The sequence below is a fragment of the Streptomyces sp. NPDC007907 genome (genome assembly GCF_042959365.1).
GTDB classification, from domain to species: domain Bacteria; phylum Actinomycetota; class Actinomycetes; order Streptomycetales; family Streptomycetaceae; genus Streptomyces; species Streptomyces indiaensis.
This window is the reverse complement of sequence record NZ_JBIBKR010000006.1, coordinates 1-25,352: the sequence shown is the minus strand read 5'-3', so window position 1 is coordinate 25,352 and position 25,352 is coordinate 1. Positions and strand designations below refer to the sequence as shown.

The 25,352-nt window shown below is 72.5% G+C and carries 20 protein-coding genes and 1 pseudogene; 15 read left to right on the top strand and 6 right to left on the bottom strand.

Annotated features, from left to right (window positions below; genetic code table 11):
- Positions 1-11: 11 nt before the first annotated feature.
- Both ACFZDI_RS24585 and ACFZDI_RS24580 read left to right on the top strand, forming a co-directional pair.
- The gene (locus ACFZDI_RS24585; RefSeq protein ID WP_391253282.1) at positions 12-1,478 is read left to right on the top strand and encodes an N-acetylmuramoyl-L-alanine amidase; all 1,467 of its coding nucleotides are present in this window, start codon (positions 12-14) and stop codon (positions 1,476-1,478) included.
- 134 nt (positions 1,479-1,612) lie between these two features.
- Positions 1,613-2,695, top strand: a complete 1,083-nt coding sequence (locus tag ACFZDI_RS24580; protein ID WP_234849962.1) for an NDP-sugar synthase — start codon at positions 1,613-1,615, stop codon at positions 2,693-2,695.
- A 202-nt stretch (positions 2,696-2,897) separates the two neighbouring features.
- Here the strand turns inward: ACFZDI_RS24580 and ACFZDI_RS24575 are convergent, their stop codons facing one another.
- The 4 genes from ACFZDI_RS24575 to ACFZDI_RS24560 form a co-directional block, all read right to left on the bottom strand.
- Positions 2,898-3,899, bottom strand: a complete 1,002-nt coding sequence (locus ACFZDI_RS24575; protein ID WP_234849963.1) for a DNA-3-methyladenine glycosylase — start codon at positions 3,897-3,899, stop codon at positions 2,898-2,900.
- 62 nt (positions 3,900-3,961) lie between these two features.
- Positions 3,962-5,293: a coenzyme F420-0:L-glutamate ligase gene (locus tag ACFZDI_RS24570; protein WP_391253279.1), complete on the bottom strand. Its 1,332-nt coding sequence runs from the start codon at positions 5,291-5,293 to the stop codon at positions 3,962-3,964.
- The gene (cofD, locus tag ACFZDI_RS24565) at positions 5,290-6,249 is read right to left on the bottom strand and encodes a 2-phospho-L-lactate transferase (protein WP_234849965.1); all 960 of its coding nucleotides are present in this window, start codon (positions 6,247-6,249) and stop codon (positions 5,290-5,292) included. Before cofD ends, ACFZDI_RS24570 begins: the two co-directional genes overlap by 4 nt.
- Positions 6,250-6,340: 91 nt before the next feature.
- Positions 6,341-6,847, bottom strand: coding sequence for a cupin domain-containing protein (locus ACFZDI_RS24560; protein ID WP_391253277.1), 507 nt, complete (start codon positions 6,845-6,847; stop codon positions 6,341-6,343).
- Between the two features lie 660 nt (positions 6,848-7,507).
- On the opposite strand from ACFZDI_RS24560, the gene ACFZDI_RS24555 reads away from it, so the two are divergent.
- The 3 genes from ACFZDI_RS24555 to ACFZDI_RS24545 all read left to right on the top strand — a co-directional run bounded on the left by ACFZDI_RS24555 (position 7,508) and on the right by ACFZDI_RS24545 (position 13,138).
- Positions 7,508-7,771 (top strand): WhiB family transcriptional regulator, encoded by a 264-nt coding sequence (locus tag ACFZDI_RS24555; RefSeq protein WP_010034659.1) that lies wholly within the window; start codon positions 7,508-7,510, stop codon positions 7,769-7,771.
- A gap of 163 nt (positions 7,772-7,934) precedes the next feature.
- Positions 7,935-11,600 carry a glycosyltransferase gene (locus ACFZDI_RS24550; protein WP_391253275.1) on the top strand — a complete coding sequence of 1,222 codons (3,666 nt, stop codon included), beginning with the start codon at positions 7,935-7,937 and terminating at the stop codon, positions 11,598-11,600.
- Positions 11,597-13,138: a DUF5719 family protein gene (locus ACFZDI_RS24545; protein ID WP_391253273.1), complete on the top strand. Its 1,542-nt coding sequence runs from the start codon at positions 11,597-11,599 to the stop codon at positions 13,136-13,138. Before ACFZDI_RS24550 ends, ACFZDI_RS24545 begins: the two co-directional genes overlap by 4 nt.
- Before the next feature lie 75 nt (positions 13,139-13,213).
- Here ACFZDI_RS24545 and ACFZDI_RS24540 read toward each other — a convergent pair whose 3' ends face one another.
- Positions 13,214-13,669: a metallopeptidase family protein gene (locus ACFZDI_RS24540; RefSeq protein WP_391253271.1), complete on the bottom strand. Its 456-nt coding sequence runs from the start codon at positions 13,667-13,669 to the stop codon at positions 13,214-13,216.
- A 295-nt stretch (positions 13,670-13,964) separates the two neighbouring features.
- On the opposite strand from ACFZDI_RS24540, the gene ACFZDI_RS24535 reads away from it, so the two are divergent.
- From ACFZDI_RS24535 to ACFZDI_RS24495, 9 genes and pseudogenes are all read left to right on the top strand, one after another.
- On the top strand, positions 13,965-14,387 hold the full coding sequence (locus ACFZDI_RS24535; RefSeq protein WP_391253269.1) for a DUF3499 family protein: 423 nt from the start codon (positions 13,965-13,967) through the stop codon (positions 14,385-14,387).
- Positions 14,388-14,506: 119 nt separating this feature from the next.
- Positions 14,507-14,897 (top strand): annotated as a pseudogene (locus tag ACFZDI_RS24530) (L-lactate permease); the annotation flags it as partial.
- A gap of 97 nt (positions 14,898-14,994) precedes the next feature.
- Positions 14,995-16,362, top strand: a complete 1,368-nt coding sequence (locus ACFZDI_RS24525; protein ID WP_234849971.1) for a phosphomannomutase/phosphoglucomutase — start codon at positions 14,995-14,997, stop codon at positions 16,360-16,362.
- A gap of 69 nt (positions 16,363-16,431) precedes the next feature.
- Entirely contained in the window at positions 16,432-16,602 is a 171-nt protein-coding gene (locus ACFZDI_RS24520; protein WP_361117914.1) for a Trm112 family protein, read from the top strand.
- Positions 16,603-16,774: 172 nt separating this feature from the next.
- The gene (locus tag ACFZDI_RS24515; RefSeq protein ID WP_361117917.1) at positions 16,775-17,902 is read left to right on the top strand and encodes an SIS domain-containing protein; all 1,128 of its coding nucleotides are present in this window, start codon (positions 16,775-16,777) and stop codon (positions 17,900-17,902) included.
- A 53-nt stretch (positions 17,903-17,955) separates the two neighbouring features.
- Complete coding sequence (gene manA, locus ACFZDI_RS24510; protein ID WP_391253267.1) at positions 17,956-19,107, top strand: mannose-6-phosphate isomerase, class I; 1,152 nt, start codon at positions 17,956-17,958, stop codon at positions 19,105-19,107.
- 150 nt (positions 19,108-19,257) lie between these two features.
- On the top strand, positions 19,258-20,241 hold the full coding sequence (locus tag ACFZDI_RS24505; RefSeq protein WP_344369434.1) for a cation diffusion facilitator family transporter: 984 nt from the start codon (positions 19,258-19,260) through the stop codon (positions 20,239-20,241).
- A 348-nt stretch (positions 20,242-20,589) separates the two neighbouring features.
- Positions 20,590-22,047: an adenosylhomocysteinase gene (gene ahcY, locus ACFZDI_RS24500; protein WP_391253264.1), complete on the top strand. Its 1,458-nt coding sequence runs from the start codon at positions 20,590-20,592 to the stop codon at positions 22,045-22,047.
- A 193-nt stretch (positions 22,048-22,240) separates the two neighbouring features.
- Positions 22,241-22,855: a hypothetical protein gene (locus ACFZDI_RS24495; protein WP_391253262.1), complete on the top strand. Its 615-nt coding sequence runs from the start codon at positions 22,241-22,243 to the stop codon at positions 22,853-22,855.
- Between the two features lie 23 nt (positions 22,856-22,878).
- On the opposite strand, the gene ACFZDI_RS24490 is transcribed toward ACFZDI_RS24495, so the two are convergent.
- Positions 22,879-23,793, bottom strand: coding sequence for an RDD family protein (locus tag ACFZDI_RS24490; RefSeq protein WP_391253261.1), 915 nt, complete (start codon positions 23,791-23,793; stop codon positions 22,879-22,881).
- Between the two features lie 128 nt (positions 23,794-23,921).
- Here ACFZDI_RS24490 and ACFZDI_RS24485 point away from each other — a divergent pair, with 128 nt between their 5' ends.
- Positions 23,922-24,929, top strand: a complete 1,008-nt coding sequence (locus ACFZDI_RS24485) for a stage II sporulation protein M (RefSeq protein WP_391253259.1) — start codon at positions 23,922-23,924, stop codon at positions 24,927-24,929.
- Positions 24,930-25,352: the final 423 nt, after the last annotated feature.

The following is a 25,352-nucleotide window of genomic DNA, read 5'->3' as shown; positions in this document are numbered from 1 at the left end:
AGATCAGGGGCATGCGTGGATTCCTTGCTTCCTCGATCGGTGTCACCTGTGCGGCCGCTCTGGCCCTCCCCCTCACCCCTCCCGCCCTCGCGGCGACGGCGAGACCGGTGCCGGCCACGGACGCCGCGACGACGGCGAGACCCGCACCCCATGCGGGGGCCCGGGCCACGAGCCCGAGCGCCCGGAGCGCGGCCAAGCCGAGCGCGGCCGGCAGCACCCAGTCCCTGCCCCTCGAACCCCTCACCCGCACCCGCGCCACCCCCTCCGCCCCGGCCACCGAGCAGGGCCTGTCCCCCCGTGCCGTACGCCATTTCTCCCTCGTCGGTGTCGTCTGGGACGACCCGGACTCCGAACTGCACGGCCGGGTCCAGGTCCGCACGCGCGCCGCCGGCACCGGCGCCTGGTCCCACTGGCAGGACGTGGAGACCCACAACGCCGAACACGCCGCCGACCGGGACACCACCGAGCGCGCCTCGGGCCGCGTCCGCGGCGCGACCGCACCGCTGTGGGTGGGCGACTCCGACGGCGTGGAACTCCGCGTCAGCTCCGAGTCCGGCGGGTCGGAGGCCGGCTCCCCCGAGCCTTCCGGCTCCCGCGACCTGCCCGCCGCACCCCCGCTGCCCACCGGTCTCCGCCTCGAACTCGTCGACCCCGGCGAGGAGGACACCCTGCACGGAATGGAGGAGGTGCCGCGCGCCGTCGACGCCGTGAACGCCGAGTCGTCCGCGCTCGCCGAGGCCCTGGCGGCCAACGCCGACCTCGCCCCGTTCGGCGCCACCGAGATCGCGGCACTGAGCCGCGCCGAGAACGAGCAGGAGCACCCCGCCCTCGGGCCAAGGGCGCTGACGGAGCGGCAGCGGCAGGCCAAGCCGTACATCGGCCCGCGCCCGAGTATCGTCACGCGGCGCGGCTGGGGGGCGGACGAGGGGTTGCGGGAGAGCGGATTCCGGTACACGAAGAAGGTCAAGGCGGCCTTCGTGCACCACACGGCAAGCGGCAACAACTACGCCTGCTCGCAGGTCCCCTCACTCATCCGCAGTATCTACCGCTACCACGTCAAGAGCATGGGCTGGCGGGACATCGGCTACAACTTCCTCATCGACAAGTGCGGAAAGATCTACGAGGGCCGCGCCGGGGGCGTGGCGAAACCGGTCCTCGGCGCGCACACCCTTGGTTTCAACAGCAACAGCATGGGGATCGCCGTCCTCGGGACGTACGGCTCGAAGAAACCGTCGAAGGCCGCGGTCAATGCCATCGCCCGGCTCAGCGCCTGGAAGCTGGGGCTGTACGGGATGAACCCGAAGAAGAAGACCACGCTGAAGTCGGCCGGCAGCAACCTCTACAGCAAAGGTACGAACGTACGACTGAACGTGATCTCGGGGCACCGGGACGGCTTCAAGACGGAGTGCCCCGGCGGGAAGCTCTACGGGAAGCTCGGCTCCGCCCGCTCCAAGGCGGCCCAGTACCAGGGCCGCTGAGGACACGTTCACCGCCGTCGGGGGGCAGCGGGACGGAATGCCGCACGGCCAGCGAAGGCGCCACGGAACGGTCTGCATACACTGACCGGCCGAAAGAAAGTTCGGCCGGTCCCGGCAGGAAGCAGAGACGACACGTGACAGAAGCGATCCTCCTGGTCGGCGGCAAGGGCACCCGGCTGCGCCCGCTCACGGTGCACACGCCCAAGCCCATGGTCCCGGCGGCCGGGGTGCCCTTCCTCACGCACCAGCTGGCGAGAGCGAGAGCCGCCGGTGTCGAGCACATCGTCCTGGCCACCTCCTATCTGGCCGAGGTCTTCGAGCCGTACTTCGGGGACGGCTCCGCGCTGGGACTCCACCTCGAGTACGTCACGGAGGAGGAGCCGCTCGGCACGGGCGGTGCCATCCGCAACGTGGCCTCCCGGCTGCACTCCGGCCCCGACGACCCGGTCCTGATCTTCAACGGCGACATCCTGACGGGCCTGGACATCCGTGCCCTGGTCGACACCCACGAGACGACGGGCGCGGACGTCTCCCTGCACCTCACCAAGGTCACGGACCCGAGGGCCTACGGCCTGGTTCCCACCGACGACACGGGCAGGGTCCTGGCGTTCCTGGAGAAGCCGCAGACCCCCGAGGAGATCGTCACCGACCAGATCAACGCCGGGGCGTACGTCTTCCGCCGCTCGGTCATCGACTCGATCCCGCTGGGCAGGCCGGTGTCGGTGGAACGGGAGACCTTCCCCGGCCTGCTCGCGGCCGGCGCGCACCTCCAGGGCATGGTCGACTCCACGTACTGGCTGGACCTGGGCACGCCGGCGGCCTTCGTACGGGGCTCCGCGGACCTGGTCCTCGGCCGGGCCCCGTCGCCCGCGGTCCCCGGCCGCTGTGGCGACCGTCTGGTCCTGCCCACGGCCCAGGTCGCGTCCGACGCGAAGCTGGCGGGTGGCACGGTGGTGGGCGAGGGCGCGTTCGTCGCCGAGGGCGCGCGGATCTTCGGCAGCACGATCCTGCCGGGCGCGGTCATCGAGCCGGGCGCGGTCATCACCGACTCCCTGATCGGCACGAGGGCCCGCGTCGGCCAACGTTCGGTCCTCACGGGCACGGTCATAGGCGACGGCGCGGTGATCGGCCCCGACAACGAACTCCTGGAGGGCGCCCGCATATGGTGCGACGCCCGCATCCCGGCAGGAGCGGTCCGCTTCTCATCGGACCAGTAGAAGACACACAGGGGTCCAGCCGCGGGCATGCGTGCCGGCTGGACCCCACCCTCCCCCACCGCGGGCATGCGAGCCGCTGGAGCCCAGCCTCCCCCCGAGCTGTGCTCGAGCGAAGCCGAGAGCTTGGGGGAGGCACCCCGCTACGCCGGGCTGCGAAACCCCCCGCGCCCAGCACCAACGCCGAGCATCAGAAGCCCACAGCTCACAACTGCCCTATGTCCCACCGAGGCATCTTCGGCGCCCGCCGAGCCGGCACCCTCCCGCTCAGCAGAATCAACCGAGCCGCCCGATGCCGCTGCCCCGCATACGGCTCCAGCAGCTCCAGCATCGCCGCGTCATCCGCGTCCCGGTCCCCGGCCAGCGCCCACCCCACGATCCCGGGCAGATGCAGATCCCCCACCGTCACCTCGTCCGCCGCCCCATGACTGCGCTGCACCGTCTCCGTCGAGGTCCACGGCCCGACCCCGGGCACCAGCTCCAGCCGCGCCCGAGCCGCCCCGGGCTCCATCCCCACGGCCTGCTCCAGCCGCGCAGCGACCCGCACCGCACGCAGGATCGTCGACGCCCGCTTGTTGTCGACCCCGGCCCGGTGCCACTCCCACGACGGGATCAGCGCCCACGTCCGCGGGTCCGGCATCACGTACATCCGCGCGGGCGCGGGCCCCGGCGCCGGCTCCCCGAACTTCCGCACCAGCAGCCGCCACGCCCGGTACGCCTCGTCGGCCGTGACCTTCTGCTCCAGGATCGACGGGATCAGCGACTCCAGCACGAGCCCGCTGCGCGTCAGCCGCAGCCCAGGCCGCCGGTGCCGGGCCGACGCCAGCAGCCGGTGCCGCGGCACGAACGCCGACGGATCGTCCGCCGCCCCGAGCAGCTCCGGCAACCCCTCCAGCAGCCAGCCCGCCCCGGGCCCCCAGGCCTCGCCGCGCACCCCGCCGCCGTACGCGCACACCCGGAGCGTCCCCGGCCCGGCCGGGGTGAGACTGGTGCGCCACACGGACCCGTCCGGTGTCGCCCGGAACGTCGGGTCGCCGGGCCCGCGCCGCAACGGCCCGAGCACCAGGCCGAGGTCCAGCGGTCCGTCCGGCACCCACTCCCGCACCCGGCCCGGCCCCGTCGCCTGCCGCGGCACACCCGGGGGCACGGCGACATGCCCACCGCGCACTGTCGTACGAGTGGGCCGCTGAGCGAACCGTCCTGCCATGAATGACGTCCCTGGGATCCGTGAGGAGTGGCCCTACGAGCGTAGGCGCCGCCCGGCTCCTGTCACCGCACCTCGATGAACGCGCCCGCGTCCCGCTCGGGCCGCGGCCGCGGCTCCTCGGCCGCGTGGCCGACGGCCACCGCCCCCATCGGGTCCCAGTCCGCCGGCAGGTCCAGCACCTCGCGCACCACGTCCCGGCAGAACATCGTCGACGACACCCAGGCCGAACCCAGCCGCTCCCCGGCCAGCGCGACCAGGAAGTTCTGCACGCCGGCACCGGTGGCGACCACGAACATCTCCCGCTCGGCGGCGTCCCTGCGCGGGTCGCCGTACGTGTGCGAACCGTCCATGACCAGGCAGGGGACGACGAGGTACGGCGCGTTGCGCAGAACGTCCCCGCGCCGGATCCGCTTGGCGACGGACTCCTCGCTCTTGCCGTCCCGCCGCAGGTCGGCGATCCACGCCTCCCGCATGGCGTCGAGCAGCCGCGTCCGTGACTCCCGCGACTCCAGCAGCACGAACCGCCACGGCGTCGTGTGGTGCGGCGCCGGGGCGGTCACGGCCGCGGCCACGGCCCGCCGTACGGCACCGGCGTCGACGGGCTCGTCCGTGAAGGACCGGACCGTGCGCCGCTGGGTCACGGCCAGCCGGACCGCCTCCGAGGTGCCGAGGCGGAACATGTCGTCGCGGGCGCCGCGGACCATGGCCCGCGCTCCTTCGCCGTCGTCGCCCCGCGCGACCAGGTGCCCGAGCCCGCGCACCACGGCGACGGGCAGCCCCGCGGCCTTGCCCTTGACCAGGTCGGCCGCGGCGGCGAGTTCGTCGGCGGTGGCGACGACGGTGGCGCTGAGCGGATTGCCGTACGCGTCCGTTTCGCCGCGCAGGTCGTCGAGCACACGCACTCCGGCGGCGCCGATCGCGACGTCCGTGAGCCCGGAGCGCCAGGGCCGGCCGAACGTGTCGGTGACCAGGACCCCGACCTCGACGCCGAGGGCGTCGCGCAGCCCGTCCCGCACGGCGCGGGCGGAGGCGTCCGGGTCCTCGGGCAGCAACAGCACCGTCCCGGAGGGGGTGTTGGAGGCGTCGACCCCGGCCGCGGCCATCACCAGGCCCTGCCGGTTCTCCACGATCCGCAGGGCGCCGCGTCGGGCCACCACCCGGACCGTCTCCGCGTCGATCGCCGCTTCCCGGTCGGCGGCCCGGACGACCCGGCCCTCCGCCTTGGACACGATCTTCGAGGTGACGAGCAGCACGTCCCCGTCGGCCAGGCCGGGCTCGGCGGCGGCGATCAGCTTCGCCAGGTCGTCCCCGGCCGCGATCTCGGGCAGCCCGTCCACGGCCCACACCCGGTACCCGGCGGCACCCGGCTGCGCGCCGGTGACCTCGCCGCTCACGCGCCCCGCACCTCCTCGGCCAGCGCCAGCGCCTCCTGGGCCATCCGGGCGGTCGCGTCGGTGTCGCTCATCATCAGCGGCACGGCACGGCAGCGGATCCCGGCCGCCTCGACCCGTTCCACCGCGTCCGCGTCGACGGTGTCGACGAGCCAGCCGTCCAGCAGGCCCGAGCCGTAGTGCTCAGCCACCGCCGTGGCCGTCGACTCGACGCCCACCGCGGCGAGCACCTTGTCGGCCATGCCCCGCACGGGCGCGTCACCGACGATGGGGGAGAGGCCGATCACCGGCACCCCGGCGTCGGCGATCGCCTCCCGGATGCCGGGCACGGCGAGGATCGTGCCGATCGACACGACCGGGTTGGACGGCGGGAAGAGGATCACGTCCGCCTCGGCGATGGCCTCCAGGACACCGGGAGCGGGCTTCGCCTGGTCGGCGCCCACCGGCACCACGGCCCGGGCGGGCACCGAGGCGCGCAGCCGCACCCAGTACTCCTGGAAGTGGATCGCCTTGGTCTCGCCGTCCATCTCGACGGCCACATGCGTCTCGACGCGGTCGTCGGACATGGGGATCAGCCGCACGCCCGGCTTCCAGCGGTCGCACAGCGCCTCCGTCACCGCGCTCAGCGGGTATCCGGCGCCGATCATCTGCGTCCGCACGATGTGCGTGGCGAAGTCCCGGTCGCCCAGGCCGAACCATTCGGGCCCGACGCCGTACGCCGCGAGCTCCTCCTTGAGGTGGAAGGTCTCGTCGGTGCGGCCCCAGCCCTGCTCCTCGTTGATGCCGCCGCCGAGCGTGTACATCACCGTGTCGAGGTCCGGGCAGACCTTCAGCCCGAAGAGGTGGATGTCGTCCCCGGTGTTGCCGATGACGGTGATGTCCGCGTCCGGGACGGCCCGCTTCAGACCACGCAGGAACCGGGCACCGCCGATGCCTCCTGCCAGAACCACAATGCGCATTGGAACAGTGTGTCAGCCGTCAGGCTGACTCGTTGAGGGGTGGTGGTCGGGCGCCGGGTGGGACAGTCTTGCAGGCCCCTGCGACAACCGGTCAGGCAGTCACCACACCCGGTACGTCCCTGGCCTCGCAGTGCTGTGCGGTGTGCATCGGCATCTCGGTGAGGCCCGGGTAGTACACGTGCAGGCTCACCGCCGGCTCCAGCGCGTCGTTGACGACCTCGTGTACGTACCCCGGCGCGAAAACGCGCTGCGCGCCCGCCCGCAAGGCGCGTGTGCCCCGCTCCGTGCGCTCGGTCAGCGTGCCCTCGAGGACGGTCAGCACTCCGGAGGAGCGGCCGTGGCCGTGCAGCCCACTGCCCTGCCCGGGCACCCAGGACAGCAGCCACACCTCGTAGCCCGGTCCGGTGCGCAGCCGGTGGTACCAGCGGCTGGACGCGTCGTAGCGGACGAGGTGCTCCCACTGGGAGCGGTCCTCGGCGAGGGAGCGGGCCAGTCCGACGAACTCGGCGACGGTGGCCGGGTGCTCGCGCGGGGTCTGGAGGAGGTGGGTGACTTCGAGGATGTCGCCGGCGATCTGGAGGTCGCTGTCGCTGTTCATGGGGTGCGTGGTTCCTCAGTGAAAGAAGGTCAGAGGGAACGAGAGCCGAGAGACGGGTGGGGCTCGGCCTTCAGCTGGAGCGGGTGGGGCTCAACAGCTGGAACAACGACAGCGACAGCGAGCGCGGGCAGCACCGTGGGACCCGGCGGTGCGGGTCGAGGTGAATGCCAAGTTCGCGAGCATGCCCACAAGGACACCGGTTCACACCTTCACTGTCAACTCGACACCCGGTACGTGGGATGTGTTTCACCTCATCCGGTCGATCGCTCAGATGAAAGGTTTGTTCATGCCCCGGCCGGGACACATGGCGTCCAACCGGGCGCACAAACCCCGTTGCGTACTCGTGATCCGACTGTGATCCGTTTCGCTTCGACGTGCGTGTCGGAACGAGATCGAACCTCTGGGCGTCCTTGTCCGTACAGGTCTGCGCGGGGTCCGGCGGAAGGTGTGAGCCCTCGCGGGCTCCGTCTGTGTGTCAGGGTTTATGGTGATTTGAACACTTTCCGCATGGGCTTGGTTCCGCAGAGTGAATAAGGGGCTCAATAGCAGATCTCGGCTTGACTCGCCCGGAGCAGCACACTTGTAATTTCACTCGTGTCGTTCAGCCGGAATCGGTAACGGCTAGATCACGGGGACGCGAAAGACAGACGAGGGGCGCACATGACCGAGACGGTGCAGCAACTGCTGGTCGACGACGCGGACGAGGAACTCGGCTGGCAGGAGCGCGCGCTGTGCGCCCAGACCGACCCCGAGTCCTTCTTCCCCGAGAAGGGCGGCTCCACGAGGGAGGCCAAGAAGGTCTGCCTCGCCTGTGAGGTCCGCTCCGAGTGCCTCGAGTACGCCCTCGCCAACGACGAGCGATTCGGCATCTGGGGCGGCCTGTCCGAGCGGGAGCGCCGCCGGCTGAAGAAGGCGGCCGTCTGACCCCCACCCCTCCGTGCGTGAACGGCCCGTCGCCCGTGGGTCATCCACAGGCGGCGGGCCGTCCGCTGTGCAGCCGATAGTGTGGTCGCTCGTCCGAGACGCCCGCCGCCCCCACCGGGTGCGGGCGTCCACCGCAGTCCACCGAACCGGGGCCCGTACCTCGATGTCCGTGCACAGCCACCCGGCAGCCCACCACGACACCGCTGCCGCACCTGAGTTCCCGCGTCATGTGGTGACCGCGGTCCTCGTCTCGCACGACGGCGCCCGCTGGCTGCCCGACGCGCTCGCCGGACTGCTCGGCCAGGAGCGGCCCGTCCAGTACGCGATGGGCGCCGACACCGGCAGCTCGGACGCCTCCGCGCAGCTGGTCACCGACGCGCTCGGCGCCGACCGGGTGCTGCACCTCGCCCGCCGCACCGGCTTCGGCCAGGCCGTCGAGGAGTGCGGCCGCTCCGCCCCGGTCCTCACCCCCGACGAGCTGCCGTACCTGAAGCGCCCCAGCGGCTGGGACCCGGTCACCCGCTCGTGGCGCGACGACGCCTACGACCTGCCCGAACTCCCGCACGGCGAGCCGGTCCAGTGGCTGTGGCTGCTGCACGACGACTGCGCCCCCGACCCGGACGCCCTGGCCCAGCTGCTGCGGGTCGTGGACACCGAGTACGAGCTCGGCCGCGAGGACGTGGCCGTCGTGGGCCCCAAGCTCCGCGGCTGGTACGACCGGCGGCAGCTGCTGGAAGTCGGCGTCTCCATCGCCAACTCCGGCCGCCGCTGGACCGGCCTGGACCGCCGTGAGCAGGACCAGGGCCAGCACGACCACGTCCGGCCCGTGCTGTCGGTGTCCACCGCCGGCATGCTGGTGCGCCGCGACGTCTTCGAGCAGCTCGGCGGCTTCGACCGGCATCTGCCCCTCATGCGCGACGACGTCGACCTGTGCTGGCGGGCACACGCGGCCGGCTACCGCGTCCTGGTCGCCCCCGAGGCGGTCGTCCGGCACGCCGAGGCGTCCAGCCGCGAGCGCCGCACGGTCGACTGCGTGGGCCGCACGGCGGCCTCCCCGCACAAGGTCGACAAGGCCGGCGCCGTCTACACCCTGCTCGTCAACTCGCGTACCGCCGTGCTCCCCTGGGTGTTCGTGCGGATCGTGCTCGGCACCCTGCTGCGCACCGTCGCCTACCTCGTCGGCAAGGTCCCCGGACAGGCCGTCGACGAGATCCGCGGCCTGATGGGCACCCTGCTCCGGCCCGAGCGGATCCTCGCCGGGCGGCGCGGCAGAGGCGCACCCCGGATCGACAAGGCCGAGCTGCGGGCGCTGTTCCCGCCGCCCGGCGCGACCGTCCGCGTCACCGTCGAGCAGGTCGCGAGCAGCCTCGTCGGCCGCTCCGACCCGGAGGCCGCGGCCGGCGCCGGACGGCACGGCAGCGCCGTCGAGTCGGGCCCCGGCGGCGACGACGCCGACTTCCTGGAGATCGAGCAGTTCGCCCGGCTCAAGCGCATCGCGCGCAAGCCCGGCCCGGTGCTCTTCCTCGTCCTGCTCCTCGTCTCCCTGGTCGCCTGCCGCCAGCTCCTCGGCGGCGGCGCGCTCGCGGGCGGCGCCCTGCTGCCCGCCCCGGCCGACTCCGGCGAGCTGTGGTCGCGCTACCTCGACGCCTGGCACCCGGTCGGCGCCGGCGGTACCTCGTCCGCGCCGCCGTACGTCGCGCTCGTGGCGATGCTGGCGTCCCTGCTGTTCGGCTCGACCGGCCTCGCCGTCACCGTCCTGCTCGTCGGCTCGGTGCCGCTGGCCGGTGTCGCCGCCTACTTCGCCTCCCGCCCGCTCGTCGAGTCCCGGCTGCTGCGCGCCTGGGCGGCCGTCGTCTACGCCTTCCTGCCCGCCGCCACCGGCGCCCTCGCCGGCGGCCGCATCGGCACCGCCGTCCTCGCCGCGCTGCTGCCGCTCATCGCCCGCGCGGCCGTCGCCGCCGGCGGCCTGACGCGGACCGGCGGAGCGCGCGGCAGCTGGCGCGCCACCTGGGCGTACGCGTTGCTGCTGACCATCACCACCGCCTTCACGCCGATCGTGTGGCCCCTCGCGCTGCTCCTCGGCATCGGGCTGCTCGTGCTGCGCCGCGGCGACATCACGGCCTACGGGCTGCGGTTCCTCGCCCAGCTCGGCACCCCCCTGCTGCTCCTCGCGCCCTGGTCGCTGACGCTGCTCCCGTTCGGCTTCCTCAAGGAAGCGGGCCTCGCGTACGGCCCCTCGTCCGCCTCCGCCCTCGACCTGCTGGGCGCCAGCCCGGGCGGCCCGGGCACCGTCAGCGGTTTCATGCTCATCGGCATCGTGCTGGCCGCCCTCGCCGCGCTGGTCCGCTCGGAGCGCCGGTCGGGCATCTGGACCGCCTGGGCCGTCGCCCTGACCGGCTTCGTCTTCGCCGTCCTGTCCAACAGCTCCACCTGGGCCGGACCGGCGACCCTGGTCTACGGCATGGCCCTCCTGGCGGCCGCCGTGCTCGGCGCCGACGGGGCACGCGCGCGCGTGGCCGAGCAGAGCTTCGGCTGGCGCCAGCCGGTCGCCGTGCTGATCGCCTTCGCCTCGGCCGCAGGCCCGCTGCTCATCGCCGCCGGCTGGATGATCCGCGGCGCCGGCGACCCCCTGGAGCGACGCGACCCGACGCAGGTCCCCGCGTTCGTCGCCGAGGAGAGCAGCACCCGCGACCAGGCCCGCACCCTCGTCCTCGACAGCGAATCCGGCGCCCACGTCGGCTACATGCTCGTCCGCGGCTCCGGCGTCCGTCTCGGCGACGGCGAGATCGCCGGGGCCGACGGGGAGAACGGCCGGCTCGACAAGGTCGTCGCCCACCTGGTCGCCGGCTCCGGCGCCGACCAGGCCGACCAGCTCGGCGGCTTCGCCGTGCGCTACGTCCTGGTCCACCAGGGCGCGCCCCGCGAGGTCACCCGCGTCCTGGACGCCACGCCCGGCCTGACCCGGCTCAGCCAGCAGGCCGGCGGCGCCCTGTGGCGCGTCAACCGGGAGGTCGCGCGCGCCACGATCGTCCCCGCCTCCGGCACCCCGCAGCCCGTCGCCGCCGGGCCGGTCGACATCCACACCACGATCCCGGCCGGCTCCGGCGGACGCGTGCTGCGCCTGGCCGACTCCGCGGCCGACGGCTGGACGGCCACGCTCGACGGCAAGCCGCTGACCCGCACCACGGTCGACGGCTGGGCCCAGGGCTTCCGGCTCCCGGCGTCCGGCGGCACGCTGGACGTCACCTACGACGACCCGATCGGTCACACGGCCTGGCTGTGGGCCCAGGGCCTGCTCGCCGTCGTCCTCGTGGTGCTCGCCCTGCCCGGCCGGCGTCGCGACATCGACGACGACCTCCCCGACGAGCCGGCCGTCCCGGCCGAGGCCGTCGCGGGTGAGGGCCGCCGGGCCCGCCGCCTGCGCGCCCAGGCGGAGGCCGAGGCGGAAGAGGCCGCCGTCCCCGAGGAGTTCCCGCCCCCGCATCCCCAGCAGCCGCCGGCGGCGGTGCCCCGGCAGCAGAACTACGGCGAGTGGGACAACGCCGACTACCAGAGCGGCGCGTACGCCGGTTACGGCGACCAGTACCAGAACGCCCCGTACCCGGCGGACGCCTACGGACAGCAGTACCAGGCGGACCCGTACCAGGGCGGCCAGTACGACCCGTACGCCTACGGCGGCCAGGGCCAGAACCCGTCCTACGACCAGCAGGGTTACGACCAGTCCTACGGCCAGGGACAGGGCCAGGGCTACGGCACGCCGTACGACCCGGCGCAGCAGCACCACCCCCACGGCACGGGCAGTGAGCGTCCCGACGGGAGCCAGCAGTGAACCGCACCACCCTGTCCCTGATCGCCGGCACGACCGCGCTCGCCGCCGTCACCGGCTTCGCCGCGCTGTCCCAGCCGGACGCGCCGGGCACGGACACCACCAAGGCGGCCGCCCAACTGCCCGTGGAGCGCACCAGCCTGCTCTGCCCGGCGCCCAGCACGTCCGACCTCGCCGAGACGTCCTACACGTCCTTCACACCCGTCACGAAGGGCACCGGGAGCGGCGGCAAAGCCGAACTCCGGGAGGCCGTAGCGGAATCGGCCGGTGCCCCGGCCGCCGGCGAGGACAAAGGCAAGGGCGACGCCAAGGGCGAGGACGACGGTAAGTCCGGTGAGGACACGCCCGCGAAGCCCGTGCTGACTCCCAAGGAGCCCGGCAAGCCGGTCACCGGCGACAGCTCCGGCGGCGACGCACCCGCCCTCGTCGGAACGGCCGACGGCAGGTTCGCGCCCGGCTGGACCGTCCAGGAGACCACCGAGGTCGCCGCGGGCACCGGGCGCGGACTGCAGGGCGTCAACTGCACCGCCCCGGACACCGACTTCTGGTTCCCCGGCGCCAGTACGGACACCGACCGCACCGACTACGTCCACCTGACGAACCCGGACGACTCGGCCGCCGTGGTCGACCTTGAGCTCTACGGCAAGGACGGCGCCCTGAAGTCCGCGGTGGGGGAGGGCATCACCGTCCCGCCGCACTCCAGCGAGCCGGTCCTGCTGTCCACTCTCACCGACGAGCGGCAGACCGACCTCACCGTGCACGTCAACGTCCGCAGCGGACGCGTCGGCGCGGCCGTACAGGCCCTGGACGACAAGATCGGCGGCGACTGGCTGCCGGCGTCCACGGACCCGTCGGGCAGTCTGGTCCTGCCGGGCATCCCCAAGGACGCCACCTCCGTGCGCCTGGTCGCCTTCACCCCCGGCGACGCGGACGCCGACCTTAAGGTGCGCCTCGCCTCCCCCTCCGGGCCGATCACCCCGGCCGGGCACGAGACGGTCCACGTCAAGGGCGGCATGACGACCGCGGTCGACCTGGGCGACGTCACCCGCGGCGAGGCGGGCTCCCTGGTGCTGACCCCGACGGACCGGTCCGTGCCGGTCGTGGCGGCCCTGAAGGTCGTGCGCGGCAAGGGCGACAAGCAGGAGACGGCGTTCATCCCGGCCACCCGCCCCGTCGGCACGCGCGCGACGTCCGCCGGCAACAGCGGCAAGGGCGGCACCCTGTCCCTGACGGCCCCGGACGCCGCGGCCACGGTCAAGGTCACCGCCTCGGCCGGCAGTGAGGGCGGCACGCCGGTGTCGAAGACGTACACCATCAAGGCCGGCACGACCCAGGACATCGAGCCCCCGGTCCCCGGCGGCCTCAAGGGCACCTACGCGCTCACGGTCGAGCCGGTCTCCGGCGGTCCGGTCCACGGCGCCCGCACCCTGGCGGCGAACGAGGGCGGCGTCCCCGCCTTCACGGTCCAGACACTGCCCGACGACCGCGGGACGGTGGCGGTACCGGAGGCGGACGAGGACCTGTCGGTGCTCCAGAAGTAGGCCCGCGGGCGGGCGCTCGTCCGAGTCCGCGGGCGGGCGGCCGTCCGCATCAGCCGGCGGCCGGGGGCGTCCGTGTCAGCCCTGGTCCTCGCCGTACCTCGGGTCCACCGTCTCCGGCGTCAGTCCGAGGAGCTCGGCGACCTGCTCGACGACGACCTCGTGCACCAGCGCCGCCCGCTCGTCGCGCCCCTTGGTGCGGATCTCGACCGGCCGCCGGTAGACGACCACGCGGGCGGGGCGGCCCTCAAGCGCGCTGATCGTGCCGCCGAGCGGCACGGCCTCGTCGTTCCAGGCCTGGCCGGGCCCGTCCAGCCGCGGCACCTCGAGGACCAGGAAGTCGATGTCGGCGAGCTGGGGCCAGCGCCGCTCCAGTCGCTCCACCGAGTCCTGCACCAGATCGGCGAACACGTCCGCGCGACTCGCGGCCAGCGGCACCTGCGGCGGTGCGATCGGGCCGCGCATGCCCCGTCCGTGGCGATCACGACGGCGGGGGCCGGGGGCGGCGGCACGAGGCGTTACGGGCTTGTCCATCACTGGGGAAGGGTAGTCCCCGCCGTGCCCCCGTGCCCGGCACCGCACGGCGGCGGGGGCGGCTTCCGGCCGCCCCCGCGCGGCATGTCGTTACATGACCATTCAAGCCAAAGTCGGGCTCAAATCCGTATCCCGCCGAGACCGGTGACCTCACGGTATTTGAGGGTTTTATGATGACTCTTGATCGCTTGACGGGCTGTTCGACATCTCGGGCGTCGATGTCCTGGCAGGTCAGAAAGGTACGCCTGAAAGAGTGTGTGCGGCGTTACACAGCACGACACGGGGGAGTGACCTGGTGGAGAGTCGTCGCGGCCCGCTCAAGAGTGCGGTACCGTCCAACATCGTGAGCCCTGTACGTCGCTGTTCGCGCACCGCCTGCGGCCGTCCCGCCGTCGCGACGCTGACGTACGTCTACGCCGACTCGACCGCGGTCCTCGGCCCGCTCGCCACCTACGCCGAACCCCACTGCTACGACCTGTGCGCCGAGCACTCCGAGCGCCTCACCGCCCCGCGCGGGTGGGAGGTCGTCCGGCTCCTCGACGGTTCGGCCCCGGCCCGCCCCAGTGGCGACGACCTGGAAGCGCTTGCGAACGCCGTGCGTGAGGCGGCCCGTCCCCAGGGGCGGGCGGCCGAGGCCGGCGGCGGAGGCCGCGGTGCCGACCCGCGCGAGGTCGCGCGGCGCGGGCACCTGCGGGTCCTGCGGTCGCCCGACAACTGAGCCGGCCCCCCGACTTCCTTCACGCGCGCACCCAATGACGCGAGCTTGGCGCGGACGCATGACCATTTCGGTGAGGGGGCGAGAAATCGCTTTCGCATGACGGAACGTCATCGGCGTCCGCGCGCGTGGCGTTCAGGGAGCGCCTCGTCACCGTCCACGAACTGCGCTTCGCGATCCTCACCGTGACGTCCGTCCCGGCCCTCGCCTACGTCATGAACCTCTCCGGGCGGGCCGCGACCATCGGCGCTGCGTCGCGGCGGCCGGAGCCGGTCTCGCCTTCCCGCCACCCGTCCTCGGCTGGTTCGGGGTCGCCGTGTCCGGCCCCGGCGGCGCCCTCGGCAAGATGATCTCCCGCAGAACCTCACCATCGCCTGCGCGGCCGTCGTTCTGGCGGGCTGCGAGGGCGACCTGCTGCGCAAGGGGCTGCCCTGGAGCCTGGGCCTGCTGCTGGTGATGTGCCTGATCGTGGTCGGTCGGAGCATGCCGGTGCTGGGCTGGACACTGCCCTGACCAGAGGTGACGGCCGGCAGCCGTCTTGGCATCCGCCCGGCGCGCTGTCGGTGGGCGGGGGTAGTTTGTGCGGACCGACAGTACTTTTCCAGGAAGGTTGGCCGTGGCTGATCTGTCGCAGGTCGTGAAGGCGTACGACGTACGCGGAGTCGTCCCCGACCAGTGGGACGAGTCCCTGGCCGAGCTCTTCGGAGCGGCCTTCGTGCGGGTCACCGGCGCGAGCGCCATCACGACCGGGCACGACATGCGGCCCTCCTCACCGGGCCTGTCGCGTGCCTTCGCGCGCGGGGCGGCGGCCCAGGGCGCCGACGTGACGGAGATCGGCCTCTGCTCGACGGACCAGCTGTACTACGCCTCGGGCGCGCTGAACCTGCCGGGCGCCATGTTCACCGCCTCCCACAACCCGGCGCAGTACAACGGCATCAAGCTGTGCCGCTCCGGCGCCGCCCCGGTCGGTCAGGACACCGGCCTGGCGGACATCCGCGAACTCGTCGAGGACTGGAGCGAGTCGGGCGCCCCCGAGGCGGCCGCGACGACGGGCACCATCAGCGCCCGTGACACGTTGTCGGACTACGCGGCCCACCTGCGCTCCCTGGTCGACCTGACGTCCGTCCGCCCCCTGAAGGTCGTCGTCGACGCGGGCAACGGCATGGGCGGGCACACCGTCCCCTCGGTCTTCGCCGGCCTGCCCCTGACGCTGGTCCCGATGTACTTCGAGCTCGACGGCACCTTCCCCCATCACGAGGCCAACCCCCTCGACCCGGCCAACCTCGTCGACCTGCAGAAGCGGGTCCGCGAGGAAGGCGCCGACCTGGGCCTCGCCTTCGACGGCGACGCCGACCGCTGCTTCGTCGTCGACGAACGCGGCGAGCCGGTCTCCCCGTCGGCGATCACCGCCCTGGTCGCCTCCCGCGAACTGGCCCGGCACGGCGGCAAGGGCACCGTCATCCACAACCTGATCACGTCCTGGTCCGTGCCCGAGGTCGTCGAGGAGAACGGCGGCAGCCCGGTCCGCACGCGCGTGGGCCATTCCTTCATCAAGGCCGAGATGGCCCGCACCGGCGCGATCTTCGGCGGCGAGCACTCCGCGCACTACTACTTCCGCGACTTCTGGAACGCCGACACGGGCATGCTGGCCGCCCTGCACGTCCTCGCGGCCCTCGGCGGCCAGGACGGGACCCTGTCCTCCCTCGTCGCCCAGTACGACCGCTACGCCGGTTCCGGCGAGATCAACTCCACGGTCGCCGACCAGCAGGCCAGTCTCGCCGCCATCCGCTCCGCGTACGGCACCCGCGAGGGCGTCACCCTCGACGAGCTCGACGGCCTCACCGTCTCCGCCGCCGACTGGTGGTTCAACGTCCGCCCGTCCAACACGGAGCCGCTGCTGCGCCTGAACGCGGAGGCGAGGGACGCCGACACGATGGCCCGGGTGCGCGACGAAGTGCTGGGGATCATCAGAGGCTGAGGCCCGACCGCCACCGGCGGTAACCTGACCAGGCACGACCCCAAGCGCCCGCACTCCGGAGGAACCTCCATGCCCCTCGAATCCGGCCTCCTCGAGATCCTCGCCTGCCCGGCCTGCCACTCCGCGCTCACGGAGCAGGACACCGAGTTGGTCTGCACCGGCGCCGACTGCGGCCTGGCCTACCCCGTGCGCGACGGCATCCCCGTCCTGCTCGTCGACGAGGCCCGCCGCCCCGCGTGACCGGCAGGGGGCGCACCGGCCGCGCGACCCTCGACGCACATGGCCCCCACTGCCCGCGTGACCGGCAGGGGGCCATGCCGCCGTCGTGATCCTCGGCGCACATGGCCCCCGGCACAGCGGGCACGATCCAGGACACGTCACAACGGACCCCGGCGATGGGAAGCTGCCGCCCATGCTCGACGAATCGCTGCTCGACTCACCGGAGGGCCTCGCCGAGGCCGACCACCGCGGGCTGCTCCGCGGCGCCGCGGAAGCCGGCGCCCGCGTACGCACCGCCGCCCGCCATGCCGCCGAGGCGGGCGTCAACGACCTGAAGCCGGACGGCCGCCCCCGCGCGGTCCTCATCGCCGGCCCCGGTGCCGCCGCCACCCACGCCGCCGACCTCATCGGCACCCTCGCCGGTGCCGGCAGCCCGGTCACCCGCCTCGCCCCCACCGGCGTCGCCCCGGCCGCGGGTGCCCTGCGCTGGGAACTGCCCGGCTGGGTCGGCTCCGTGGACCTCCTGCTGATCACCACCCCCGACGGCACCGAACCCGGCCTGTCGCTGCTCGCCGAGCAGGCCTACCGCCGCGGCTGCACCGTCGTCGCCGTGGCCCCCGCCCGCACCCCGCTCGCCGAAGCCGTCGCGGGCGCGCACGGCCTGTTCGTCCCCGTGGCGACCGCCCCCTACGACCAGGACGAGCCGCTCGCCGCGTCCGCCCCCGGCGTCCTGTGGGCCCTGCTCACCCCGCTCCTCGCCCTCCTGGACCGCACCGGCGTGCTCGCCGCCCCGCCGGACGCCCTCGGCAAGGTCGCCGACCGGCTCGACCACGTCGCCGAACGCTGCGGCCCGGCCATCGCCACGTACAGCAACGCCGCCAAGACCCTCGCCGCCGAGCTCGCCGACGCCCTCCCGGTCGTCTGGACCGAGGGCACCTCGGCAGGCCCCGCCGGCCGCCGCTTCGCCGCCGCCCTCGCCGAGCTGTCCGGCACCCCCGCGGTCGTCGCCGAACTCCCCGAGGCCCTCGCCGCCCACGGCGCCCTGCTCGCCGGCCCGCTGGCCGCCAGCGCCGACCCCGACGACTTCTTCCGCGACCGCGTCGAGGAACCCCCCGCCCTGCACGCGCGCGTGGTCCTGCTGCGCGACCGCCCCATCGGCGGCCTCACCGCCGCCCCCGGCGCCCGCGACCTCGCCCTCAGCCACGACACCCCCATCAGCGAGCTCGAACCGGAGGCCGGCGGCGAACTGGAAACCCTCGCAGAACTGATCGCCATCACGGATTTCGCCGCCGTTTACCTGGCGCTCGCTTCGAGGGCCTGATCTTGCCCGGGACACCCTGACGCGCCCGCCCCGCCCCACGCAGAGAGAACCCCATGGACCGCCTCGACAACACCATCCGCCCCTACGCCTGGGGTTCCACGACCGCGATCCCGCAGCTGCTCGGCGTCGAACCGACCGGCGAACCGCAGGCGGAGATGTGGATGGGCGCCCACCCCGGCGCACCCTCGCGCACCGACCGGGGCACCCTCGTGGAGGTCGTCGACGCCGACCCCGAGAAGGAACTCGGGCCCGCCGCCGTCGCCAGGTTCGGCCCCCGGCTGCCCTTCCTCCTCAAGATCCTCGCCGCGGGCGGCCCGCTCTCCCTCCAGGTCCACCCCGACCTCGCCCAGGCACAGGAGGGCTATGCCGACGAGGAGCGGCGCGGCATCCCCGTGGACGCCCCGCACCGCAACTACAAGGACGCCAACCACAAGCCCGAACTGATCTGCGCCCTCACTGAATTCGACGGCCTGTGCGGCTTCCGCGACCCCCTGGAGGCCGCCGCCCTCCTCGACGACCTCGGAGTCGACTCCCTCAAGCCCTACGTCGACCTGCTGCACGCCCACCCCGAGGACGCCGCCCTCCGCGAGGTCCTCACCGCCATCCTCACCGCCGACCCCGACGAGATGTCCCGCACCGTCGCGGAAGCGGCCACCGCCTGCACCCGCCTCGGCGGCGCCTACGCCCCCTACGCCGACATCGCCCACCACTACCCGGGCGACCCCGGCGTCCTCGCCGCGATCCTGCTGAACCACGTCCGGCTCCAGCCCGGCGAGGCCCTCTACCTCGGCGCCGGCATCCCGCACGCCTACCTGAACGGCCTCGGCGTGGAGATCATGGCCAACTCCGACAACGTCCTGCGCTGCGGACTGACCCCCAAGCACGTCGACGTCCCCGAGCTCCTGCGCATCGTCCGCTTCCGCCCCAGCGACCCCGGAGTCCTGCGCCCCGAGGCCTCCCCGGACGGCGAGGAGGTCTACGAGACCCCCATCGACGAGTTCCGCCTCTCCCGCTACGTCCTGCCCGAGGCGGGCGCCGCCCACGACCTGACCCGCCCCACCCCGCAGATCCTGCTCTGCACGGCCGGCACGGTCCGGGCGGGCGAGCACGACCTGCCCCCGGGCCGGTCCGTGTTCGTCCCGGCCGGCGAAAAGGCCGAAGTGTCCGGTACGGGAACGCTTTTCCGCGCCACCGTCGTCGCCTGACCGTTTCGAGAACCCCGTGCTGGTGACCTGACTCACCTCTCCGACGGCGGGCTGCAACAATGGCCCACCGTAAAGCACGGGCAAAGCCACGGGCGCGCACCACGGCGAGCCCGGGCCCTGGAACGGCGTACGAAGGGACAACGCGAACATATGAGCGCGTCAGGCGGTACCAAGGCGATCGTGGCGGCACTGGGCGCCAACCTGGCGATCGCGGTGGCGAAGTTCGTGGCGTTCCTCTTCAGCGGCTCGTCGTCGATGCTCGCCGAGTCCGTGCACTCCGTCGCCGACTCCGGCAACCAGGCACTGCTCCTGGTCGGCGGCAAGAAGGCGAAGCGCGAAGCCACCCCCGAACACCCCTTCGGCTACGGCCGCGAGCGCTACATCTACGCCTTCCTCGTCTCCATCGTCCTCTTCTCGGTCGGCGGCATGTTCGCCCTGTACGAGGGCTACGAGAAGATCAAGCACCCGCACGAGCTGACGCACTGGTACTGGCCCGTCGGCGTCCTCGTCTTCGCGATCATCGCCGAGGGCTTCTCCTTCCGCACGGCCATCAAGGAGTCCAACACCCTGCGCGGCCAGCGCTCCTGGAAGGACTTCGTCCGCCACGCCAAGGCCCCCGAGCTCCCGGTCGTCCTCCTGGAGGACCTCGGCGCCCTCGTCGGTCTGGTCCTCGCGCTCGGCGGTGTCGGCCTCGCCCTCCTGACCGGCGAGAGCGTCTGGGACGGCATCGGCACCCTCTGCATCGGCGTCCTGCTCATCCTCATCGCCCTGGTCCTCGCCGCCGAGACCAAGTCGCTGCTGCTCGGCGAGTCCGCCGGCGCGGAGGAGACCCGGAAGATCGAGGCCGCGATCGTCGACGGCGACACCGTCACCCGCATCATCCACATGCGCACGCTCCACCTCGGCCCCGAAGAGCTCCTCGTCGCCGCCAAGATCGCGGTCCGGCACGACGACACGGCCACCGAGATCGCCACCGCCATCGACGCCGCCGAGGCCCGCATCCGTGACGCCGTCCCGATCGCCCGCGTCATCTACCTCGAGCCGGACATCTACAGCGAGAAGGAGGCGGCCAAGGGCCCTGACCCCGAGGCCTCCCCGGGCGGCCCCGCCCCCCACCCCGCCGACGAGCACTGACCTTCCCCCTTCGGCCCACGGGGCCCGCCGAAACCACTCGGCGGGCCCCGTCCCGCATTCCCTCCGGCCACCCGCACGTCCCCCGGTCCGTCACATGATCGGCTCGATGTGTTCGCCGACGGACTGGGGATCGCCCCCGCGCCCGGTGTAGCTTGGGACGGAGCCAGACGTCGCTGCTGATGGCGGTCGGGCGGTCCCCAGCGGACCGGCCGAGGGAGAGAGGGCCTCCGACGGACTGCGCTGCGCGTACGCGGGCATGCCTGTGTCCTCTTTCGGGCACCCCTGTGTCCGCCGCCGCGCAGACCAGCCGTACCCACCCTCGACCCACACTCCGAGGAGCAGCTCGCAATGACGACTGTCGAGAACCGACAGGACTTCAAGGTCGCCGACCTCTCCCTGGCCGCCTTCGGCCGCAAGGAGATCACCCTCGCCGAGCACGAGATGCCGGGCCTGATGGCGATCCGCAAGGAGTACGCCGAGGCGCAGCCCCTGGCCGGCGCCCGCGTCACCGGCTCCCTGCACATGACCGTGCAGACCGCCGTGCTCATCGAGACCCTCGTCGCCCTCGGCGCGCAGGTCCGCTGGGCCTCCTGCAACATCTTCTCCACCCAGGACCACGCGGCCGCCGCCATCGCCGTCGGCCCCGACGGCACGCCCGACAACCCGCAGGGCGTCCCCGTCTTCGCCTGGAAGGGCGAGACGCTGGAGGAGTACTGGTGGTGCACCGAGCAGGCCCTGACCTGGCCGGACAGCCCCACCGGCGGCCCCAACATGATCCTCGACGACGGCGGCGACGCCACCCTCCTCGTCCACAAGGGCGTCGAGTACGAGAAGGACGGCAAGGTCCCCTCGCCCGACACGGCCGAGTCCGACGAGCACCGCGTCATCCTGGAGCTGCTCACCCGCACCCTGGGTGAGAACCCCCAGAAGTGGACCCAGCTGTCCTCGGAGATCCGCGGCGTGACCGAGGAGACCACCACCGGTGTCCACCGCCTGTACGAGATGCAGCGCGACGGCACCCTGCTGTTCCCGGCGATCAACGTCAACGACGCCGTCACCAAGTCGAAGTTCGACAACAAGTACGGCTGCCGCCACTCCCTGATCGACGGCATCAACCGCGCCACGGACGTCCTCATCGGCGGCAAGACCGCCGTCGTCTTCGGCTACGGCGACGTCGGCAAGGGCTGCGCGGAGTCGCTGCGCGGCCAGGGCGCCCGAGTGATCGTCACCGAGATCGACCCGATCTGCGCGCTGCAGGCCGCGATGGACGGCTACCAGGTCGCGACCCTCGACGACGTGGTCGAGCAGGCCGACATCTTCATCACCACGACCGGCAACAAGGACATCATCATGGCCTCGGACATGGCCAAGATGAAGCACCAGGCTATCGTCGGCAACATCGGCCACTTCGACAACGAGATCGACATGGCCGGCCTCGCCAAGGTCCCCGGCATCGTCAAGGACGAGGTCAAGCCGCAGGTCCACACCTGGACCTTCCCCGACGGCAAGGTGATCATCGTCCTGTCCGAGGGCCGCCTGCTGAACCTGGGCAACGCCACCGGCCACCCGTCGTTCGTGATGTCCAACTCCTTCGCGGACCAGACCCTGGCCCAGATCGAGCTGTTCACCAAGCCCGACGAGTACCCGACCGGCGTCTACGTGCTGCCCAAGCACCTCGACGAGAAGGTCGCCCGCCTCCACCTCGACGCGCTCGGCGTGAAGCTGACCACGCTCCGCCCCGAGCAGGCCGAGTACATCGGCGTGAAGGTCGGGGGCCCGTTCAAGCCGGACCACTACCGCTACTGAGCCCCGGCAGCACCGCTGCCGCCCGGTTCACCACCGGTCGATCCGCACCGGTTGGTTCGCCACCGGTCGAGTCACCACCGGTTGATCCGCACCGGTCGAATCACCGAGGCAGGCCCCCGCACCCCCGTGCCGGGGGCCTGCCCCGTTCTCGACCGGCCGAGACCGGCCCAGCCCATCAGGACCCAGGACCCCCATGCCCCGCGGCCGCTATTCGCTCCACGATCCGCACGATCACACCCCCCTCGCGGACGAACACTTCCAGTGCGCCCCCGGTCCCTCCGGCTGGCGCTACGTCTCCCAGCTGACCACCCCCACCGGCGATCACCACGGCTCCGTCGACCTCACCCTCGACGAACTCGGCCGCCCCCTCCGCCTCGAACTCCACGCCGCCGCCTGGCAGGTCCGCGGCGCCGCGCTCGACGGCGTCACCTGGGTCCGTACCGACCCCACCGGGACCGAGGCCACCGAAGGGAATGTGCGCGCCCATGCCTTCACCGGCACGTCCCCGGCGTTCCTCGTCGCCACCGCCCGTCTCCTGCGCCTCACCCCCTCCACGGCAGCCACCCGCGTACGCCTGGTCGCCTTCACGGAACCGGTCCTCGCACCGCGCACCGTGGACCAGTCCTGGGCCTTGCTGAGTAGCGAAGCACACGCCACTGACAACGGCCCCTTGACCGTGGACGAATACCAGGTCACAGCCCTGGACACGGGCGAGCAGCACACCGTCCACATCGCCGGGGACGTCGTGCTCGCGGCCCCCGGCGTCGAGCTCGAAGACCTGGAATCACCGCCGTCGACGTTCCCCTGACACGTCGGGGGCTTCGCCCGCCACTACGCCGGTGGCACGAACCCGGTGCCGGGCCGCTCGCCCGCAGCAGCTCCCGGCCGCTCGGGACGCCGCTCGCTCACCGAATCCTCCGGCTGCCCGGGACGCCGCCCGCTCTCCGAGGGGCCGGCCGGCGCCGGAGCAGCGACGGACGTGGCCGCCCGGGCCGCATCGCCCGCGAAAGCCCGCCGGGTCTCCCGAACCTGCCGCTCCTGCACGACCGCCGCCAGATAGGCCGCAGGCGGCACCCCCGGCGGCACCGGAGCCCCCGTACGCTCCGCCAGATCCGTCGCCAGCCGCTCTGCCATCGACCGGCCCACCTGCGGATCCAGCTGCTGCATGCGCGTCAGGTACTGCCGGACGGCGAGCCACAATCCGTCGGGCACCGCCGACAGGTCCAGCTCGGAGAACCGCCCCGCCAGCCAGGGCGGAGGAGGCGGTACGAATCCGGTCCGGGTGACCGGAATCCGCTCCCGCACGACGAGCGTCCCCGCGAACACGTCTCCCAGCCGCCGCCCACGCGCCGACACGAACGAGGCGATGCAGGCCACGATCCCGAAGGTCATGAGGATCTCGATCACCCCGATCAAGCCCCGCACCAGCGCGTGCCGGAACCGGATGGGTCCCCCGTCGTCCCGCACCACCCGCAGACCGCACGCCAGCTTCCCGAGCGAGCGCCCATGACTGAGGGTCTCCACCGCGATCGGGCCGCCGACCAGCACGAGAACGAACGACGCGATCGACAGAGCCGTCTGCGCCGCCTCGTCCAGGGAGGCCGTGGACGTGACCAGCACGATGGTCACCGCGACGTAGACGGCCATGGCCGCCACCAGATCGAGCAGCACGGCCAGCGCCCTGCTGGGCAGCCTCGCGGGGCGCAGCTCCAACGCCACAGCCTCGCCCGTCACCAGCTCACTCACGCCTGCCGTCCTTCCCCTGCCCTGCCCACGACAGGCCCAGTCTGCCAAGCTGAGGGCGCATCGCACCGTAGTACGACAAGCTGATCCACGACGAGCCTCCGACGACCAGCCGAGGAGCAGGCACACCGATGGACCTCGACGTCTTCGTCTCCGCCCACCGAGCGGAGTGGGACCGCCTCGAAGCCCTCCTCCGCCGCCAGCGCCGCCTCGACGGCGCTGAGGCCGACGAACTCGTCACCCTCTACCAGCGCACCGCCACGCACCTCTCCCTGATTCAGACCAGTGCTCCCGACCCGCAGCTCACCGGTCGGCTGAGCCAACTCGTCGCACGCGCCCGCAGTGCCGTGACCGGCACCCGGCGCGCCTCCTGGCGCGACGTGACGCGCTTCCTCGCCCACGGCTTCCCGGCCGCCGTCTACAAGGCACGGCACTGGTGGGTGCCCACCGCACTCCTGTCCACGGCGGTCGCGGCCCTGCTGGGCTGGTGGATCGGCACCCACCCCGAGGTCCAGGCCTCGATCGCGGCACCCGGCGAACTCCGCGAGCTCACCCGCCCCGGCGGCCAGTACGAGACGTACTACTCCAGCCACCCGGCCGCCAGCTTCGCCGCCCAGGTGTGGACGAACAACGCCTGGGCTGCCGCCCTCTGCCTCATCCTGGGGGTCTTCCTCGGGCTCCCGGTCCTCTGGATCCTCTTCCAGAACATGCTCAACCTCGGTATCGGAGTAGGCCTGATGTCCTCGGCCGGCCGCCTCGACACGTTCCTCGGCCTGGTCCTCCCGCACGGCCTCCTGGAACTGACCGCCGTCTTCGTCGCAGCCGGCACCGGTCTGCGCCTGGGCTGGACCCTCATCGACCCCGGACCCCGGACGCGGCGCACGGCGCTCGCGGAGGAAGGCCGTGCCGCCATCGGCATGGCCATAGGCCTGGCCCTCGTCCTCTTCGTCTCGGGCGCCATCGAAGGTTTCGTCACCCCCTCCGGCCTCCCCACCTGGGCCCGCATCACCATCGGAATCGCCGCTGAAGTGGCCTTCCTGGCCTACGTCTACGTCGTGGGTGGCCGTGCCGCACGTGCGGGAGAGACCGGTGACGTCGAGGCGGCGGAGCGCAGCGCGACCGTCCCGACAGCCGCCTGATCGTCGCGCCGACCGGCGGATGTGCGACCACGTCCGTTCAACTGCTAGTCTCCTCTTCGCCCCACAGGAGCCGTTGACACGGCAAGTGCGGGGAGGTAGATTCGAACAGTTGCCTGGAGATGGGCTCTAGTCCCGGACCAGCCAGAGTGAACATCTATCTGCTTCTTGAAACGCTGATTTCAATGAAGCCACTCCCGATGAATCGGAAATGAGCGGCCGGTCAGTCCGGCCCGAAACTTCTGATAAAGTCGGGAGCGCCGGAAAGGGAAACGCGAAAGCGGGAACCTGGAAAGCACCGAGGAAATCGGATCGGAAAGATCTGATAGAATCGGAAACGCAAGACCGAAGGGAAGCGCCCGGAGGAAAGCCCGAGAGGGTGAGTACAAAGGAAGCGACCGTTCCTTGAGAACTCAACAGCGTGCC

Bases quoted from the DNA above. Each gene is read 5' to 3' on its own strand.
- ACFZDI_RS24585 (WP_391253282.1), top strand. From the start codon at position 12: ATGCGTGGATTCCTTGCTTCCTCGATCGGTGTCACCTGTGCGGCCGCT.
- ACFZDI_RS24575 (WP_234849963.1), bottom strand. From the start codon at position 3,899: ATGGCAGGACGGTTCGCTCAGCGGCCCACTCGTACGACAGTGCGCGGT.
- cofD (WP_234849965.1), bottom strand. From the start codon at position 6,249: ATGCGCATTGTGGTTCTGGCAGGAGGCATCGGCGGTGCCCGGTTCCTG.
- ACFZDI_RS24560 (WP_391253277.1), bottom strand. From the start codon at position 6,847: ATGAACAGCGACAGCGACCTCCAGATCGCCGGCGACATCCTCGAAGTC.
- ACFZDI_RS24555 (WP_010034659.1), top strand. From the start codon at position 7,508: ATGACCGAGACGGTGCAGCAACTGCTGGTCGACGACGCGGACGAGGAA.
- ACFZDI_RS24550 (WP_391253275.1), top strand. From the start codon at position 7,935: ATGTCCGTGCACAGCCACCCGGCAGCCCACCACGACACCGCTGCCGCA.
- ACFZDI_RS24540 (WP_391253271.1), bottom strand. From the start codon at position 13,669: ATGGACAAGCCCGTAACGCCTCGTGCCGCCGCCCCCGGCCCCCGCCGT.
- ACFZDI_RS24520 (WP_361117914.1), top strand. From the start codon at position 16,432: ATGCCCCTCGAATCCGGCCTCCTCGAGATCCTCGCCTGCCCGGCCTGC.
- ACFZDI_RS24515 (WP_361117917.1), top strand. From the start codon at position 16,775: ATGCTCGACGAATCGCTGCTCGACTCACCGGAGGGCCTCGCCGAGGCC.
- manA (WP_391253267.1), top strand. From the start codon at position 17,956: ATGGACCGCCTCGACAACACCATCCGCCCCTACGCCTGGGGTTCCACG.
- ACFZDI_RS24505 (WP_344369434.1), top strand. From the start codon at position 19,258: ATGAGCGCGTCAGGCGGTACCAAGGCGATCGTGGCGGCACTGGGCGCC.
- ahcY (WP_391253264.1), top strand. From the start codon at position 20,590: ATGACGACTGTCGAGAACCGACAGGACTTCAAGGTCGCCGACCTCTCC.
- ACFZDI_RS24495 (WP_391253262.1), top strand. From the start codon at position 22,241: ATGCCCCGCGGCCGCTATTCGCTCCACGATCCGCACGATCACACCCCC.
- ACFZDI_RS24485 (WP_391253259.1), top strand. From the start codon at position 23,922: ATGGACCTCGACGTCTTCGTCTCCGCCCACCGAGCGGAGTGGGACCGC.